Below are 15836 nucleotides of genomic sequence, written 5' to 3' on the forward strand. Positions count from 1 at the left end.
TGAACGGTTTTTAAAAGATTATGCTAATTTTGATAATATTTATCCAACTGTGGGTTTACTAGCATAAGACTTTCGCTAGCACCAGCATAACCCCTGTGTTCGAGGGGCTCGAGGGGAAAAAGTTTTTGAAGCCAGCGAATTCGGGTGTTTATAAGGATATTAATAGAGGGTAATAGGTAGTATTAGGGGTTAATAACTGTGCGCCAATGTTGTCGATTCAACTCTTGAGCGCCCGCGATTTTTTGCTTTGTATAACAGGTCGTCGCACAATTTAATAACAGATTCAGAGTTTGTTGTTCCGTTTAGTGCAACAACGCCACTAGAAAATGACACGGTGAGTGCTTTATTGGTAGTAGACCAATTTGTTTTACTTGAGAAGGAGTTGTTTAACTCGTCAAGAATTGCTGTCACTTCTTGTTCTGTGGAATGTTCAAAGTAAATAAGAAATTCTTCGCCGCCATACCGGCACACTAAGTCACTCTTTCGAATTCTTTGGCGAATAATATCGCTAAATGTACTTAATACTTCATCACCTACAGCATGACCATATTTGTCATTGATGCGTTTAAAGTGATCTATGTCGAGCAATGCAAGACAGGAAGATGGGTGTCTTTTAAGCAGTGCTTTTAATTGTCGTAGCATTGCTCGTCTGGTAAGAGCGCCTGTAAGAGAGTCGGTATTGGCTTGCTTGTCACTTTGTTTTTTGGCTAGCCATAACCATGAAGTGATCATAAGGCAGATAACTGCGATAAGTGCAAATACTGCAGTGCGTAAGTTCGCTTTGTCTCCTGTTAATCCCACTTTTTCTTGCTGTAATGAGAGCAATTCTTTTTGGCGATATTCAGCAAGTTCAATATCTTTTGAAAGCAAATCTAGCTTGATGCCGCTAGCAGATTGGAATTTCTCCCCATGAGAATTCAACAAAGCCAGCTGATACTTTTCTTGGTATGAAAATGCATTTTCGATATCACCTCGAATGTTATAAATATGTTTCAGTATGAGGTACCTATTCAACACGGCTTTATTTTTTAGAGGCGTGGAAGAGTATTTCTTTTCAAATGCTTCCTCAAGCTGAAGAATCGAATAATTAAATTCCTCATCGTTTCCATTCACTGCGTTATATATTGCGTTGGCAGTAGGCTTTATGTCAGCAGACTCGTTTGGAAACAAAACCGAAGAGTTCAAGACTCGAGTGCTAAGTTCAGTCAGTTTTGCCTTGTCTCCCTCTCTTAGTCGAGAGCCATAAATACTCATTTCAAACATATCTAAAAACACACTTTCAAAGTGGTCGTCAACGGGGGCGCTATCTCTCGCTTCTTCAATTAATTCTAGAGCTTCGTCGAACTTGCCAAGTCGGTTTAGAGTACTAATTGCAAATAAAAAGTCCGTTGTTTCTAAAGAGTGATACTGTCTTTTCAAAGTTATGAACTTTTTGGCATGCTCGGCTGATTTGCTCGGTACATTCAAGTTTAGGTATAAATCCGCTAAATCATTGTGCGCATCAACCAGGTTAATTTCCATTACGAGTTTGTTACCTGATGGTTCACTGGGTAAATGAGGCAACGCAAACTCTATTTCATTTATCGCTTGTATAGGTGCTGTATCAATCAACTCCGACGCAATCCACATACTAACCGTTATGATTGCTACTTTGTTACCTGAGCGTAGAAGGTCGTTCTTTAAGCTGTAAAGTGCAGGAACAGTAGAGCTAAGACGCTTCACTGAGCCTTTAAAATCATTGAAACCTTTAATATAGATATGGTACGCCTTCAAAAAAGCGTAAGTTTTAATATCGGCTCTCTTTAAAGCTTGCCAATGTCTATCTAAGAGAACTTCTTTTATAACAACGGGGACTTTTGGCGCATCAACGTGTTGAGCGTTAGATAGGGCTATCACATGCCGAAAAACAACGCTTATATCCGATTCATCAGATTGGATTTTGCTTTGTTTGAGTTGTTGGAGAATGTCTTCGTTTGAGAGCTCAGAAGGATAGTTCCATTCATAAAGCACGGCATGAGTGAGATTAGCGTAGCGGTTAATTTTTTCCGCATCGCCATTTTGAAGCGATGAGGCAAAAACTAAAGAGGGGATATATATTAGTAAAAGCAAAGAGGCTTTTACTAATATACTTACACTACTGATACTCACTTTGCGACCTGCTTACTCTATCTTTTTTATCGTGATGCTTTTCAATCGCCGCAATACCCTACAATGGCTATTTTTAGAAAATCATTAGTAGGTCATGAGACGCAAACGAGCACAGAGTATATAAGGTGTGAGGGCGGTTTGCATGTTAAATTATCAGTAATATTGTAAAGTCTGTAATCGGCGAAAAAATTGGGGGAAGCACTTACATCAATTCAGCTTTAGATATTCAGCTTAATCAGGCGGTAAACTGCATTCTTTTTGCCACCGCCTCTTTCATCTCTGTAAGATCAGCACGCTTATCGCCGACAACAATCACGTTTGCCTGCCTCATTTTTATGCTTTCTCCATGAAAGCGATTGTCTTCAAAATAACTAGGAAGCTCCATATGCTCGTCTTTAGGTACAACGAATACCGACATTTTTCCCTGCGGGGTATCAATAATCAAATGCAGGCTTCTCACCGTATTTAAGTGACAGTAGTTAGCTACCTCAATACCCTCAATCATGTCGCTAAAACTGGCGCCGAAGCTTGCTAATTTTGCATTTACCATATTCAGGTCAACAGGCAAAAGAGAGTGTGCTTCTTCTACCTCTGCATACTGCATATGGGCGAGCGCTTGCCCTGAAAGGTCGACCGAGTCCTGGTTCCACATAGTGATACTTATACCAATAGTAAAAGCCACTGAAGCTGCGACAGCCATATACCGACGGCTTCTTTTCTTATAGCGATTGAATTCATCAGCAGACTGCTGCCAAATAAGCTTGCTCGCTAAATCATCAGGTACTTCAACTTTTAACGCCTGCTTAAGCTTTTTGTCCATTTGTTTTTGCTCATGCCAAAAGCTACGCTTTTTTTCATCGGCATTTGCTGCGGCAATAAGGTCGCTGTCAGTCGTTTCTGGATCCGCATAAATTCTGCGTCTAAACTCTAAATCATCCATTTATTCGACCTCTGTTTTCATCTTGTTTTTCGACGGCCTCTTTCAGCTGATTTCGGGCTCGAAATAAACGTGTCATAACCGTGTTTTTATTGAGATTTAGCTGTGCGGCAATTTCTTCACCGCTAAAACCGAACAATAGCTGCAAAATAAGAGGTTCTCGATATTCAATACTTAACCCCCCGAGTAGCCGGTGGAGTTCTCGTTGGTTGATATCGCCATCTGCTTGCTGAGTCTCGTCGTGGATAAACACATCATCGATATCAATAACATCCAACTGTTTGCGCTCAAATCGTCGAGCATTTTCACGGCGCAAAATCGTGATCAACCAAGCTTTTGCTGCTTTCTCGTCATTGAGAGCGTCGAGGGAACGCCACGCCCTAAGGAATGTTTCTTGAACAATATCTTCAGCTACACTTCTGTCTTTCACTAGCCAGTAAGCGTAACGGAAAATATCGGCGTGAAATGCCTTCACTAGGGCTTCATATCTTTGATGCTTTGCTTTCATACTCGATAAGACCTGTGTGTTATCGATTTTATTTCGAGCAAACATAAAATATTTTCCATTTTGTGTTTTGAAAGATTACCCAAGTGTTGCGCCGCAAAAAAAAGCGCCGCGGCGAAACTGCCTAGGCGCTCTCTAACATTATCACTTTAACAGTAAAGCATCACATGGCGCTTCGGTTTTTAACCCAAGCGTCTACGTTCTCTTCTAATATAGAAAGCGGAACTGGACCATTTTTTAAAATTTCATCATGAAAGCCTTTCCAGTCGAAATTGTCCCCGAGCTCATTCATTGCTTTCTCACGTAACTCCATTATTTTGAGTTTTCCAATCATGTAAGCAGTAGCTTGCCCGGGCATAGCAATATATCGTTCAATGGCTTTTTGTGCGTCGTACTCAGGGTTTGGCGTATTTTCAACTAAGTATTGTACCGCCTCTTCTCTAGACCATTTTTTAGCATGAATACCGGTGTCGACAACGAGTCTACACGCACGCCATAGCTCCATGGCTAATCTACCAAAATCAGAGTAGGGGTCTTTGTAAAAGCCCATGTCTTTAGCAAGTTCTTCGGTATATAACCCCCAGCCTTCTGTATACGCAGTAAAGCTTAAGAACTTCTGAAACTGTGGAATACCATCGAGTTCTTGAGCGATAGTTCGCTGCATATGGTGGCCTGGAATACCCTCGTGGTACGCCAAGGCTTCTAGTTGGTACGTTGGCATCGCCTTCATGTCATATAGGTTAGCGTAATAAATGCCGGGTCTGCTTCCATCTTGTGCCGGGCTTTGATAAAAGGCTTTCCCCGCAGATTGCTCTCTAAATGCCTCCACCCGTTTTACAATCATGGGGGCTTCAGGAAGAATGCCGAAATAATCAGGGATTTCTTCTCTCATATCGTCGATTGCTTGTTTGGCATCATCAAGATATTGCTGTCTTCCTTGGGGCGTTGACGGAAGATAGAACTGATCATCTTCACGCATAAAAACAAAGAATTCTTGAAGTGTGCCCTCAAATTCAACTTCTTCCATAATGTCGCGCATAGCGTTGTGGATCCGCTCAACATTATTCAAGCCAATTTGGTGAACCTCTGAAGCAGTTAGCTCGGTAGTAGTAAACCAATTTAAACGGTTTTGATACCACTGTTCTCCATCGGGCAGTCGCCAAACCCCATCGCCCTCTGGAGACAGTGTTTTTTGGTGTGCTAATTCTTTTATCAAGCGCTTATAGGCGGGCTCAACCGAGCTAGTTAACGCCTTTTTGGCATCTTCGAGGAGTCCCGCCTTTTCTTCATCAGTTAATGATAGAGCGCTCACTTTGCCTTGGAAATCTTCCCAAAGTGTCGAAGCTGTTTCGGATGTGTCAAATGGAATACCCTTGATCACGTTTCGAGATGCATCGATCATTTGGTCGTAAGCCCATTTAGGTGGGAATACGCCGGCTTTTTCTCTTAGCTTCATCTGGTCGATGACCTGGTCGAAGTAGGTACTCACATTGTTAAGTCGACTTACATAAGCTGCCGCATCTTCCTTGCTTTTTACGCTGTGAATATTGATAAGGAAGCTAAGGCGTGTTGATCTTTCGTGATTAGTTTTTGAACAGCATGGTAAAGAGTTATAATTTGCTTCGCCAAAAGTAAAAGAACAACTCACTACAATGCCAAGACTAATGCTAACTGATAAGCGGTGGCAAAAGCTACTTCAAGTAATGAAGAGCACTGGCCGCATTTACAACAAACCAGAACATAGAATGACGTTTGAAGGGATATTATTCCGGCTGAGAACCGGTATTCCTTGGCGTGATTTACCGGCAGAATTTGGCAGATGGAGCGCCGTTTATCGCCGATTCAATTTATGGTCAAAGAAAGGTTTATTGAATATGTTATTCAATGAGTTAGCTAAACTAGCTGATTACGATTGGGTCTTTGCTGACGGTTCAATTATTAAAGCTCATCAGCATAGTACCGGAGCTGCTACTACTGATAATGAATGCATTGGAAAGAGCCGAGGTGGTAACTCAACAAAAATTCATCTAGCCGTGGATAGTGGCGGGCTCCCCATATATTTTGAACTGTCAGAAGGCCAGAGAAATGATATCGCTCGCGCTCAAAGTCTAGTTGATCACTTAAGAGAAGTTAACATTTTCGTCGGCGACAAAGGGTACGATAGTGATACTTTGAGGAAATATATTGAAGCTAAAGGTGGTGCTTCAGTCATACCCAAACGAAACTATGGTCAGGATATAGATAAAGACAGCGTTGATTGGTGTCTCTATAAATATCGTCACCTTGTTGAAAACGCCTTTGCTCGAATAAAGCATTATCGTTCAATATCAACGAGGTATGAAAAATTAGCAAGGAATTATGCCAGCATGGTATCACTGGCATTTTCAATGATGTGGCTACCCATGTACTGCTGAGTGAAATATGTACAGCAAAGATCAACAGACCCTAGGTACTTGTGTATGAGCAGCTCTGAACTGGTGCACTATATAACGATGGTGGCGAAATTCATCGTTGGCTAAGTCTCTTTCAATGCCAAGTTTGTAAAGACGAAGGCTGAGGTTTTCTTGCTCGTTAAGCTTTTGAGTGTCAAAGGACTCCAGCGTGCTAAGTCTTTCTTTAGCAATAGCTATTTGTTCATCTACCTCAGCTTCGCTAATATCATCCCACTTGTCGTAATCCCATTTTTTTCCTAGGTAACTTTGAAATAGGGGTGAACGTTTCAAATCTTCTTCAAATGAACGCTCAAAAAACGCTGCAAGGCGTTGGGATTCTGTTTGCGCCGAGTCTTTTTCACTTTTAACCGCAGTAGGTTGTGTTTGTGATGTTTCATTAGCCGGAGAGCACGCTGTTATTGATAATAGTGCAATGGCAATCGGTGTAAGTGAAAATAGTGATTTTTTCATGTTATCTCCCAGTTTTGGTTCGCTGCACATATGTTTATGCCGCAACTTTTATTATTTTTAGTTCTTCATAGGTAGAGCTAACCGCAGTGCGTTTCACTCTGCTACGTAGGGTATAAATTAGATAGCTCGGCTTCTTTACCTTTCTGACGTTTAAGGTATGAACTTCGGGCGACATCTATGGCGCTAGCAAGCTCTGCCATAATAGTGTCGACGCTTGCAGAGTCTGTTGCCTCACTCGTCTTTGAAAACCGCGACTTATGTAATTTATCCAAAGGCTCTTTTATAGCGTGAGTCTCAGGAAGGTCATCCTGCATAGGGCGCACTTTTGTGTTGCCATTTAAAGAGCGCAACCAAAGCTGTAGGGCAGTATCTACTTGTGAAACGTTTTTAGACTTCACCGTTTGCATCAATACTTTGTACGCCTGATTCTCTCCGCTGTCTGAATTTTTATTCGTCAGTCGAGTGTTTTGACTGTTCCCAGCGTTTTTGTAATCGATTGTGCGATATCTTCTAATATAGAGCATTAGCACCACAAAGGTAACTAGCCAACCTAATGCCAAAACGGAAATGACCAACCAAACTGTGTTATTAGACCACGGCGTGTCGGAAGTATCTTGTTGCGATTTAGCAGGTGTTTGCTGAGTTGAGTTTTCCGGTCTGCCTTGCGTAGGTTCTTGTGTAGAGTCTGCCTCGAGTGAAGAACTTGGTGCTGTTGAGCTCGCGGAACTTTGATTTTCGCTCGTTGAGGCGGCGTTTTTACCTTCACCAGAGGCGGCAACGACGGTTATAGATTGAGATGGAATGGTGGCATATTCGGTTTTTTCAGTCAGCGTGTTAAACCAAGGAATAGTAATTTCAGGTAAAACCATTTTTCCTGGCTCGGTAGGAATAATGGCCAGAGAGGTTTGTCGCTGGGCGATCAAACTCTGGTTTTTTTCTACCGTAGTGGTGTTTGATTGGTCTGGATACAGTTTAAACGTTGGCGGATAAAATTCGGGAATTTCCGGCAATTGTTCTTCAACTACTCCCAGGGCTGTCAGAGTGACAATGCGGGTAATTGGCTCGCCGACTACGAAACTATCGCCTTGTGGCCACTCTTCGTCAAGCCTTACCATTTCTGAAGGTAGCCAAGGGTAATCGATGTCACGTGGAATAGGTTTAATATTGACAACAATATCAGGTCCTACGCGATTGATTTGTTGAGTGCGGTTGAAAAAACCGAAGCGCTGATTGGTGTTCGACGCCATGACTTCACCGGTAAATACTGGGCCGCGCAGCGTGAATTCTCCAGACGCTTGAGGTACCACAGCAAACTGCCTCTCAATAATCTGATATCTTCTCCCGTTTATAATATCGGTATATTGTTTGTCATCTCCTAATTGTCGAATTTCGGCGTTTTCCATTTCGGGGGCTTGCAAACTGCCGCGTTCGATATTGCTCGAGAGATGCAGCTTAACTGTGTAAAGAAGCTGTTGATTTAGGAACGCCTCTGTTAAATCAATATCCGTCGTGACAAAGTAATCTCTGGCTACGTTGCTTTGTTCCTGAACGGGAATAACGGTAACCTCAATGGGATAAGTACTTTTGTTTTCAACCCGTAAAGACGGAATAGTAAATGTGCCTTCTTTTCTTGGGAAAAGTGTCGTTGTCCATGTTGTGGAGCGCTTTGCATCGAAGTTAACTATAGAAGTTTGACTGCTTACCGAAGTGCGTCCTACCACAAAGTCTTTTAGTAATGGTGAGCTATCAAAGGCATCTCTGTCAGCACTTCCATCAGCAGTAACTGTCAGTCTAATGGCTTCATCAAGCATGACAGGATTTTTGTCTATCGTTGCTTCTACTGAGTTGATATCAGCGTGAGCAGGCAGAATAGATAAGGCGGTAAACAATATCGTTAACAATGTAGATTTAGATAAAACTTTCATCTACCAATCTCTCCGGTTTGATGGCATGCGTTCTCTTTTGCGTTTTTGGGCTTCTAGCTGCATTTTTCTTTTCAACAAAAATGCTGGGTCATCGGGCACTCTTCGCATAAGGTTTTCCATACGCTGCATTTCTTCTTTTTCTGCGTCAGTCAATTCCTCTTGCTGCGCCTGCATAGCACGGGCCTCTTCTGACTGCTCAGACTCGTTTTCTCGACTATTTGAGCCTTCAGCCTGTTCGGTATCACCTTTCTCGCTCTGATCATTTTGCTGATCGCTTTGGGGTGGCTGAGATGACTGCTCTCCTTGCTCTGGTGATTGAGGCTGATCGTTCTGCCGCCCCTCACTTTGATTATCACTGTTTTGTTGTTCAGAGCTCTGTTGTTCAGAATTTTGTGACTCACTGTCTTGCTCGTCACCGTTTTGTGATTCGTTACTATTTTCTTGGTTCTGCTGACCGTCAGAACTTTGAGACTGATTATCTTGTTGCTGATTTTCGCTTTGGTTGGACTCATCACCAGACTGATTTTGTTGCGACTGCTGGTTGTTTTGGTTTTGCTGTTGATTCAAAAGCTCTTCTACCAAGGCTTTATTCGCCATTGCATCATCATGCTTAGGCTCTTGTTGTAGCGCTTCTTCGTACTTTTTAATTGAGGCCTCTAACTTACCAAGTTTTGCAAGGGCATTGCCTTGGTTATACAGGCTGTCCGCGCCTGATACTTTTTCATACTCGGTTAGTGCTTCTTCGTAACGTCCCGCCTTATACAAAGCTGAGGCTTTCCAACTATTGCTCTCAAATTTATCTGCAGCACTTGTAAATTTTTCCTGCTTATAATCGCTCAACCCCTCTTGATCAGAATTGAGAAAAGGTGATTGCCACCAGGGTATCGTTGAGTCGTTGCTCGGTAATTCTGTTATTGTTTGTTGCTCCTGTTGCAATTTGCTGTTTGCCTGTGCATGAGCTTTCGGGGCTGTTATCGGCATAGAAACGTACAGAGAAAAAATAATGACAAAAATCAGGCCTCTACGAAAAGCATAGGCTGCAAAAGGCAACAGTAGAATAGCGATGTAGGGGCCAACCTCTCTCCACTGGTCACCTTGCGCGCCACTTTCGCTATTTTCATCATCGTCATTACCGCTATTTCCATCTCTATCGAGCAAGGAAATCGATGTTAAAGCGTCGATGTCATCGTCATTAGATGTGAAGTTTTTACTCTGCCCGCCGTTTGCTCTAGTTACGCTTCTTACCGCACCTTCGTTTAGCTTGGGTATAACAATACTTCCAGATGTGTCTTTGAGTAATTCGCCGTTTAACTGTCGTATCGGTGCTCCCTCAGATGTCCCAACAGTAAGCGCATTTAGCGTAAATGGCATGGAACTCACATATTCTTGAAGTTCTTTCTGCTGGCCGAACTCGATGCCGTCGGTAATCCAATATATAACGCCGTTTTTGAAGCCTGCGTTGGTTAAAAGGTCGTTTGCTGCTTGTATACCTAGTAGCGGATCGCTTCCAGGTACAGGCATTATTTCAGGCGATAAGCTGGGAAGTAGGGTAGTTATGTTACCGGCATCTTCTGTAAGTGGGCTTATGACAAACGCATCACCAGAATAGGCAACTAAACCCATCTCACCCTCAGAAATGGTATTTATTAAGTCAATTGCTTTATATTTCGCTCGTGTTAATCGGTCTGGTGTCATGTCCGTTGCTCGCATTGACATAGACATATCAATTACCACAACGTGACCCATTTTAAGCTGGTATACAGGCTGAGGTAACCGCTCCCAGGTAGGGCCCGCAAGGGCAACAACAGTTAATATCCAAACAAAAGGCAGCAACCACATTGGAGGTCGCTTAGCTTTCTTTATTTTCCCTACCACCATATGGCTATACAGGTGAGGAGGTATGACAGATTGCCATCCTGAATGCTTGGTAGAGCGTCTTTTCAACCATATAAACAGCACAAGTAAGGGGATGGCTGCAAAGAACCAGTCAGGCCGAATAAAGTGAAAATTATTGAAAAAATTAGTTGTCAAATCGCCGTTTATCACGCTCGTCTCCCTGCCCGTTTCATGTGAGAGGATTCATGCGCTGACTCCACAGATTTGTTAGTCATACGTTTAAGAGTTGTGCTGATGAAAACAATGACAATCCAAAGCATTGAACCTATCAAGGCAAATGCTAGGGGGTAATAGAATAAGGCCGTAAGCGGACGCATTTTGCGAGTCTCGCCTTGTATGGGCTCTAAATCATCCAGCTGCTGGTAGATGGCGTTGAGCTCTTCAGCATTGCGTGCACGAAAATATTGCCCCCCAGTAGAGCTCGCAATATCTGAAAGCATGGTTTCATCTAGCTCTTGCGATGGATTTATTTGTCTACTGCCAAAGAAACTTTGGATGAGCATTTTGTCGGCGCCAACACCGATAGTATAAATTTTAACATTTTTACTTATGGCCAACTCTTTAGCTTGCTCAGGCGTAATATTGCCTGCAGTGTTTTGGCCGTCGGTAAGAAGAATTAATACGTTGTTGGATTCATCTCTAGCGTCGAATCGTTTTACCGCCAACCCAATGGCATCACCAATGGCGGTTTGTTCACCAACAAGACCAATTACTGCCTCACTAAGCAATGTCGAAACAGTTTCACGGTCGTACGTTAATGGGGCTTGCACATAGGCGGTGTCGGCAAATAATATCAGCCCCAGCCTGTCGCCTACTCGCCGTTGAATAAAGTCATAAACTACCGACTTCGTCATAGTGAGGCGGTTAACTTGACGGCCATTGAGCTGCATATCATCAATTTTCATACTGCCTGAAAGATCAACTGCAAGCATCATTTCTCGACCTTCGTTAGGAATGCTAACCGGTTCGCCCAACCACTGTGGCTGTGCGGCAGCGGTGACTAATGCCAGCCAAATAATAGTGGCAGCAACTAATGCTGTTTTACTTTTATTCGCGATAATTTCATCACTGTGCTGTTGCGGACGAAGTTTTGGAACGCGTAACGCGGCGCTTGCAGCCTCGGGAGATTTGGGAAATAGAAATCTCACTACCAATGGCAAAGGCAGCGCTAAAAATGCCCACCACCAATTAAAATCAAGCATTATTCCGATGCCTCTATAAACGTTTTTGCCTGTTTATCTTTGTTAAACGCAGCGTGTTTAATCCATATCTTTACCGCTTTTTGGCAGGTCGTGAAATCGCCAGAGTTTTCCTTATTGGAGTAGAGATTGGCGTTTAGAATACTCAGGCCCTCCTCAATTTCTTGCTGCTTTCGCGGACAGTTTGCCAACAAAAATGCATGCCACTGAGTTCCGTGCAAACCGGCTACGGCCTCATGCTCAAAGTATGTAAGCGCAGCTCGTTTAAGCAGTGCGTTTAGCTGCATAGCCCAATCGGGCGCCTGGTTTGAAACTAAGTCTACGTTTTTTAAAGCTATTTTACGTGCTTGGTTAAAAGCGATATGTCGTTTTATAACAACGAATAGCGTCACCAACACGCCCGTAATAATAAAAAGTAACGCCCACCACCCCCAGTCTAACGGCCACAGGTGTACATCGGTTGGCGTGTGTATATCTCTTAGTTGCGCAAGCGGGTCCTGTTGAATTGCAGCGGGCTGCTGGGAAATCGCGTTCGGCTGCGAACCCGTCACCGACGATAGTTCAGGAAGTGCTGGCGGCTCAATGCTAGGTACTGGCTGCGGTGGCAACTCTTGAGCCGACGTACCAGTTAATGTCGAATTATCCTGTGTCGAATTAGCCTGTGAAGATGACAACATTATACTCGCTCTCTTTGCATACTTTGAAGCTGCTCGTCTAGCGGGAAAGCACTTGATACGTGATAGCGCAAAATATTCATTTTTTTCAGCGTTTGGCTTATTACCGAATTTTGTTCCTCACGCCACCGACGATAACTCTGCGTCTCCTTACTATCACCAAGTACCCAACGCTGTTTCACTTCTCCATCTGAAACACTAACGCTCTGCAATGACCCCGTCTCTGGTAGGGAGTGCTCAAAGGGATCATCTACAATAATCGATCTCACTTCACAGTGGCGTGTAAGGTGGCTAAGATGCTGCTCTGCCGCAGTACTTAAATTTTGAAAGTCAGAGACCAGATAAACCAAGCTCCCGGGTTTCGCCAATCTGCGTGCTCTAGCACAGGCATCTGCGAATGACTGTTGATCTCGAGCACTATTGGGTTCTTCTTCTGTGGCATTTTTGTTTAACGCTACCAGTTCGTGGCAAACGTGCAGCACCGCTTTTTTCCTGCTAAGCGGTTTAACTTCTTTATGTTCATTTTGGTTGAAAACCAATGCTCCTACTTTGTCACCCCGGGCAGCAGCTGACCAACTTATTAAAGAGGAGATATGAGCAGCCTGCACCGCTTTTGTAAGCAGCTGAGTACCGAAACTCATAGAGGGTAGATAGTCACAGAATATAAATACTGGGCGCTCTCTTTCTTCTCGATATATTTTGGTATGGGTTTTACCCGTTCTTGCAGTAACGCGCCAATCAATAGCTCGAATATCATCGCCAGCCTGATAATGACGGGCCTCGTCGAATTCCATTCCTCTACCTTTGTGCTTAGTAAGGTAACTACCCGCTAAGCGAGCTTGAGGCGTTCTTTTAGGCGTCAAATTGACTAACTTGGACAACTGCTGATAGCGCAATAACTCCGCCGTAGTGAGCACTACGCCATTGCTTTTCAACTTTTCAAGTTGTGAGTGAATATCTGTCATATATTATGGTACAGCGACAGTAGCAACAATCTTATCCAATACATCATTCACAGTTACACCTTCAGCCTCAGCTTGATAGGAGAGTATGATACGGTGTCTGAGTACATTATGCGCAACCGCCTGAATATCATCTGGTCCTACAAAATCTCGACCACTTAGCCAAGCGTGAGCACGAGCACATCTGTCAAGACCAATGGTCGCCCTAGGGCTTGTTCCCATTGCTATCCATTGAGCAAGCTCGCTGTCAAAAAGCGCAGGTTTTCGGGTTGCCATAATTAATTGAACTAAATAGTTTTCTAATTCGGGTGCCATGTATAAAGAGAGCGCTTCTTTACGAGAAAGAAATATATCATTTTGGCTAAGCGTGGGGGGCGTCACCGGAGGCTGCTCCAGTGCTTCACCTCGAGTTAGTCTCAATATATCAAGCTCGGTGTCGGCATCTGGGTAGTCGATGTCTACATGCATTAAGAATCGATCGAGCTGCGCTTCAGGTAAGGGATACGTGCCCTCTTGTTCTAAAGGGTTCTGCGTAGCCATAACGAGAAATAACGGAGGAAGGGGATAAGTTTTACTACCCACGGTTATCTGTCGCTCTGCCATGGCCTCTAGCAATGCTGATTGTACTTTAGCAGGTGCTCGGTTTATCTCATCAGCAAGTACTAAATTGTGAAAAAGCGGACCTTTCTGAAAGACAAACTCTCCCGTCTCAGGGCGGTAAATATCAGTTCCCGTTAAGTCGGCAGGCAGTAAGTCTGGAGTAAACTGAACACGGTGGAAATCTCCATCAACTCCATTAGCGAGCGCGTTGATTGCCCGAGTTTTAGCAAGCCCCGGCGGTCCCTCAACCAATAAATGTCCATCGGCAAGTAGCGCGATTAAAATGCTTTTCGTCAATGCATGTTGACCAATAATTTGTTGGTCTAGATAAGCATGTAATTGTTTGAATTGCTCTGCTGCCATAATGCAATGATTCCACGTAAATTCTAGTTGTTAGGATGTGTTGGTGTCATGTCGAAGATGAAACTACCTTTTCAATCATCATTGAATGAAGATGCGAGTTACACAAAAAACGGAATATGTTCCAAATTGCCATCCACAATGACACAAAACAGACTATGTTTCTCATATAAGGTTCATTTTCCGTTTCTTCAAGTATCCGAGTTGAACGAAAATATGAGTAAAAGTGCACAGAGCAAACAGTGAGCTGCCGCTTTCTCTCAACGTTTGGCGATGTTGTTTGGCGTATAAACCTTATTCTGGTCTCATTATTTGCTATTTTGTTCAGAGTTTGTAAAAATCAATGTTATTACAGGTCAGACCACTTGTGGAGGGTGTAGATAACACTTGCACAGGGTCATTAATTTAGGTGCATTATGTCTACAAAACAATCAGTTACTACCCGAGAGGGTGATCGCATCGCCATTGTCGCGGGGTTGCGTACTCCGTTTGCTAAAATGGCGACATATTTTCACGGCGTACCTGCTGTTGATTTAGGAAAGATGGTAGTTAACGAGCTTCTTGTTCGTCATGGCATTCAAAAAGAATGGGTCGATCAAGTGGTTTATGGCCAAGTGGTTCAAATGCCAGAAGCACCGAATATTGCTCGTGAAATTGTCTTAGGTACTGGAATGAACGTCCATACTGATGCATACAGTGTGTCAAGAGCTTGTGCAACCAGTTTCCAATCAACGGTTAACATTGCTGAAAGTATGATGGCTGGACACGTACAAGTAGGTATTGCTGGTGGAGCTGATTCTACCTCTGTGTCACCGATTGGTGTGTCTAAAAACTTGGCAAGAGCGCTAGTAGATTTGCAAAAAACCAAAACACTTGGCCAGAAGTTTAATATTTTCAAACGCTTGGGCCTTAAAGATTTGGCGCCTGTGCCGCCTGCTGTTGCAGAATATTCAACAGGCCTGTCAATGGGGCAGACTGCAGAGCAAATGGCGAAGTCGCATCAAATCTCTCGCCAAGAACAAGATAAACTTGCCCATCGTTCGCACAGCTATGCAGCGAAAAGTTGGGAAGAGGGTAAACTTTCAAATGAGGTCATGACAGCCTACGCTGAACCTTACAAGGGGGCTCTAGAGCGCGATAACAATGTGCGCTTTGACTCCAAGCTAGAAAGTTACGCTAAGTTACGTCCTGTCTTTGATAAAAAATATGGCTCTGTTACTGCCGCAAATGCCACTCCGCTTACCGACGGCGCATCTGCTGTTGTCATGATGACAGAAAGCCGTGCCAAAGAGCTTGGCTACACGCCTTTAGGTTACATAAAAAGTTATGCTTTCTCGGCAATTGATGTATGGGAAGACATGTTAATGGGTCCATCCTATGCTACGCCTTTAGCGTTAGATCGCGCCGGTATGACATTGAACGACTTAACCTTAATTGAAATGCACGAGGCATTTGCGGCGCAAACCCTTGCCAACGTTAAAATGTTTGCAAGCGATAAATTTGCCAAAGAGAAGCTAGGACGAAGCAAAGCGACTGGCGAGATAGATATGGACAAATTTAATGTGATGGGAAGCTCTATTGCCTACGGACATCCATTCGCAGCAACGGGAACTCGTATGATTACGCAAATGCTTAACGAGTTAAATCGTCGTGGTGGCGGTAGCGGCCTGCTAACCGCATGTGCAGCCGGTGGTTTAGGTGCAGCAATGATTGTGGAGACAGAATAA

The 15836-nt window shown here is 43.6% G+C and carries 13 protein-coding genes; 2 read left to right on the forward strand and 11 right to left on the reverse strand.

From position 1 onward, the window contains the following. Positions 1-189: 189 nt before the first annotated feature. The 4 genes from CW735_RS05880 to CW735_RS05895 all read right to left on the reverse strand — a co-directional run bounded on the left by CW735_RS05880 (position 190) and on the right by CW735_RS05895 (position 5238). Positions 190-2148 (reverse strand): GGDEF domain-containing protein, encoded by a 1959-nt coding sequence (locus CW735_RS05880; protein ID WP_083595241.1) that lies wholly within the window; start codon positions 2146-2148, stop codon positions 190-192. Positions 2149-2383: 235 nt separating this feature from the next. Then, positions 2384-3088 carry a DUF3379 family protein gene (locus CW735_RS05885; RefSeq protein WP_071979526.1) on the reverse strand — a complete coding sequence of 235 codons (705 nt, stop codon included), beginning with the start codon at positions 3086-3088 and terminating at the stop codon, positions 2384-2386. Beyond that, positions 3081-3638, reverse strand: coding sequence for a sigma-70 family RNA polymerase sigma factor (locus tag CW735_RS05890; RefSeq protein ID WP_071979525.1), 558 nt, complete (start codon positions 3636-3638; stop codon positions 3081-3083). Before CW735_RS05890 ends, CW735_RS05885 begins: the two co-directional genes overlap by 8 nt. 115 nt (positions 3639-3753) lie before the next feature. Beyond that, positions 3754-5238 (reverse strand): DUF885 domain-containing protein, encoded by a 1485-nt coding sequence (locus CW735_RS05895; protein ID WP_232368371.1) that lies wholly within the window; start codon positions 5236-5238, stop codon positions 3754-3756. A 4-nt stretch (positions 5239-5242) separates the two neighbouring features. Here CW735_RS05895 and CW735_RS05900 point away from each other — a divergent pair, with 4 nt between their 5' ends. Further along, a complete protein-coding gene (locus CW735_RS05900; RefSeq protein WP_100970740.1) occupies positions 5243-6004 on the forward strand; it encodes an IS5 family transposase in 762 nt (253 codons plus the stop codon). A 21-nt stretch (positions 6005-6025) separates the two neighbouring features. Here the strand turns inward: CW735_RS05900 and CW735_RS05905 are convergent, their stop codons facing one another. From CW735_RS05905 to CW735_RS05935, 7 genes are all read right to left on the reverse strand, one after another. Next, positions 6026-6493 (reverse strand): DUF885 family protein, encoded by a 468-nt coding sequence (locus CW735_RS05905; RefSeq protein ID WP_157812652.1) that lies wholly within the window; start codon positions 6491-6493, stop codon positions 6026-6028. Between the two features lie 101 nt (positions 6494-6594). Beyond that, complete coding sequence (locus CW735_RS05910; protein ID WP_071979523.1) at positions 6595-8418, reverse strand: BatD family protein; 1824 nt, start codon at positions 8416-8418, stop codon at positions 6595-6597. Then, positions 8419-10464: a vWA domain-containing protein gene (locus CW735_RS05915; protein WP_332310097.1), complete on the reverse strand. Its 2046-nt coding sequence runs from the start codon at positions 10462-10464 to the stop codon at positions 8419-8421. Continuing rightward, entirely contained in the window at positions 10461-11516 is a 1056-nt protein-coding gene (locus CW735_RS05920) for a vWA domain-containing protein (RefSeq protein WP_071979522.1), read from the reverse strand. The genes CW735_RS05915 and CW735_RS05920 overlap by 4 nt, the downstream gene beginning before the upstream one ends. Next, positions 11516-12190 carry a DUF4381 domain-containing protein gene (locus tag CW735_RS05925; RefSeq protein WP_071979521.1) on the reverse strand — a complete coding sequence of 225 codons (675 nt, stop codon included), beginning with the start codon at positions 12188-12190 and terminating at the stop codon, positions 11516-11518. The genes CW735_RS05920 and CW735_RS05925 overlap by 1 nt, the downstream gene beginning before the upstream one ends. Beyond that, positions 12190-13152 carry a DUF58 domain-containing protein gene (locus tag CW735_RS05930; protein WP_071979520.1) on the reverse strand — a complete coding sequence of 321 codons (963 nt, stop codon included), beginning with the start codon at positions 13150-13152 and terminating at the stop codon, positions 12190-12192. Before CW735_RS05930 ends, CW735_RS05925 begins: the two co-directional genes overlap by 1 nt. Before the next feature lie 3 nt (positions 13153-13155). Beyond that, positions 13156-14112 carry an AAA family ATPase gene (locus CW735_RS05935; RefSeq protein ID WP_071979519.1) on the reverse strand — a complete coding sequence of 319 codons (957 nt, stop codon included), beginning with the start codon at positions 14110-14112 and terminating at the stop codon, positions 13156-13158. 413 nt (positions 14113-14525) lie between these two features. Here CW735_RS05935 and fadI point away from each other — a divergent pair, with 413 nt between their 5' ends. Further along, the gene (fadI, locus tag CW735_RS05940; protein WP_071979518.1) at positions 14526-15836 is read left to right on the forward strand and encodes an acetyl-CoA C-acyltransferase FadI; all 1311 of its coding nucleotides are present in this window, start codon (positions 14526-14528) and stop codon (positions 15834-15836) included.

Source organism: Alteromonas sp. MB-3u-76 (assembly GCF_002831605.1).
GTDB lineage: Bacteria > Pseudomonadota > Gammaproteobacteria > Enterobacterales > Alteromonadaceae > Alteromonas > Alteromonas hispanica.

Excerpts from the sequence above, each read along its gene's own strand:
- CW735_RS05905 (WP_157812652.1), bottom strand. The coding sequence starts at position 6,493 with ATGAAAAAATCACTATTTTCACTTACACCGATTGCCATTGCACTATTA.
- CW735_RS05910 (WP_071979523.1), bottom strand. The coding sequence starts at position 8,418 with ATGAAAGTTTTATCTAAATCTACATTGTTAACGATATTGTTTACCGCC.
- CW735_RS05900 (WP_100970740.1), top strand. The coding sequence starts at position 5,243 with ATGCCAAGACTAATGCTAACTGATAAGCGGTGGCAAAAGCTACTTCAA.
- CW735_RS05890 (WP_071979525.1), bottom strand. The coding sequence starts at position 3,638 with ATGTTTGCTCGAAATAAAATCGATAACACACAGGTCTTATCGAGTATG.
- CW735_RS05930 (WP_071979520.1), bottom strand. The coding sequence starts at position 13,152 with ATGACAGATATTCACTCACAACTTGAAAAGTTGAAAAGCAATGGCGTA.
- CW735_RS05925 (WP_071979521.1), bottom strand. The coding sequence starts at position 12,190 with ATGTTGTCATCTTCACAGGCTAATTCGACACAGGATAATTCGACATTA.
- CW735_RS05885 (WP_071979526.1), bottom strand. The coding sequence starts at position 3,088 with ATGGATGATTTAGAGTTTAGACGCAGAATTTATGCGGATCCAGAAACG.
- CW735_RS05935 (WP_071979519.1), bottom strand. The coding sequence starts at position 14,112 with ATGGCAGCAGAGCAATTCAAACAATTACATGCTTATCTAGACCAACAA.
- fadI (WP_071979518.1), top strand. The coding sequence starts at position 14,526 with ATGTCTACAAAACAATCAGTTACTACCCGAGAGGGTGATCGCATCGCC.
- CW735_RS05920 (WP_071979522.1), bottom strand. The coding sequence starts at position 11,516 with ATGCTTGATTTTAATTGGTGGTGGGCATTTTTAGCGCTGCCTTTGCCA.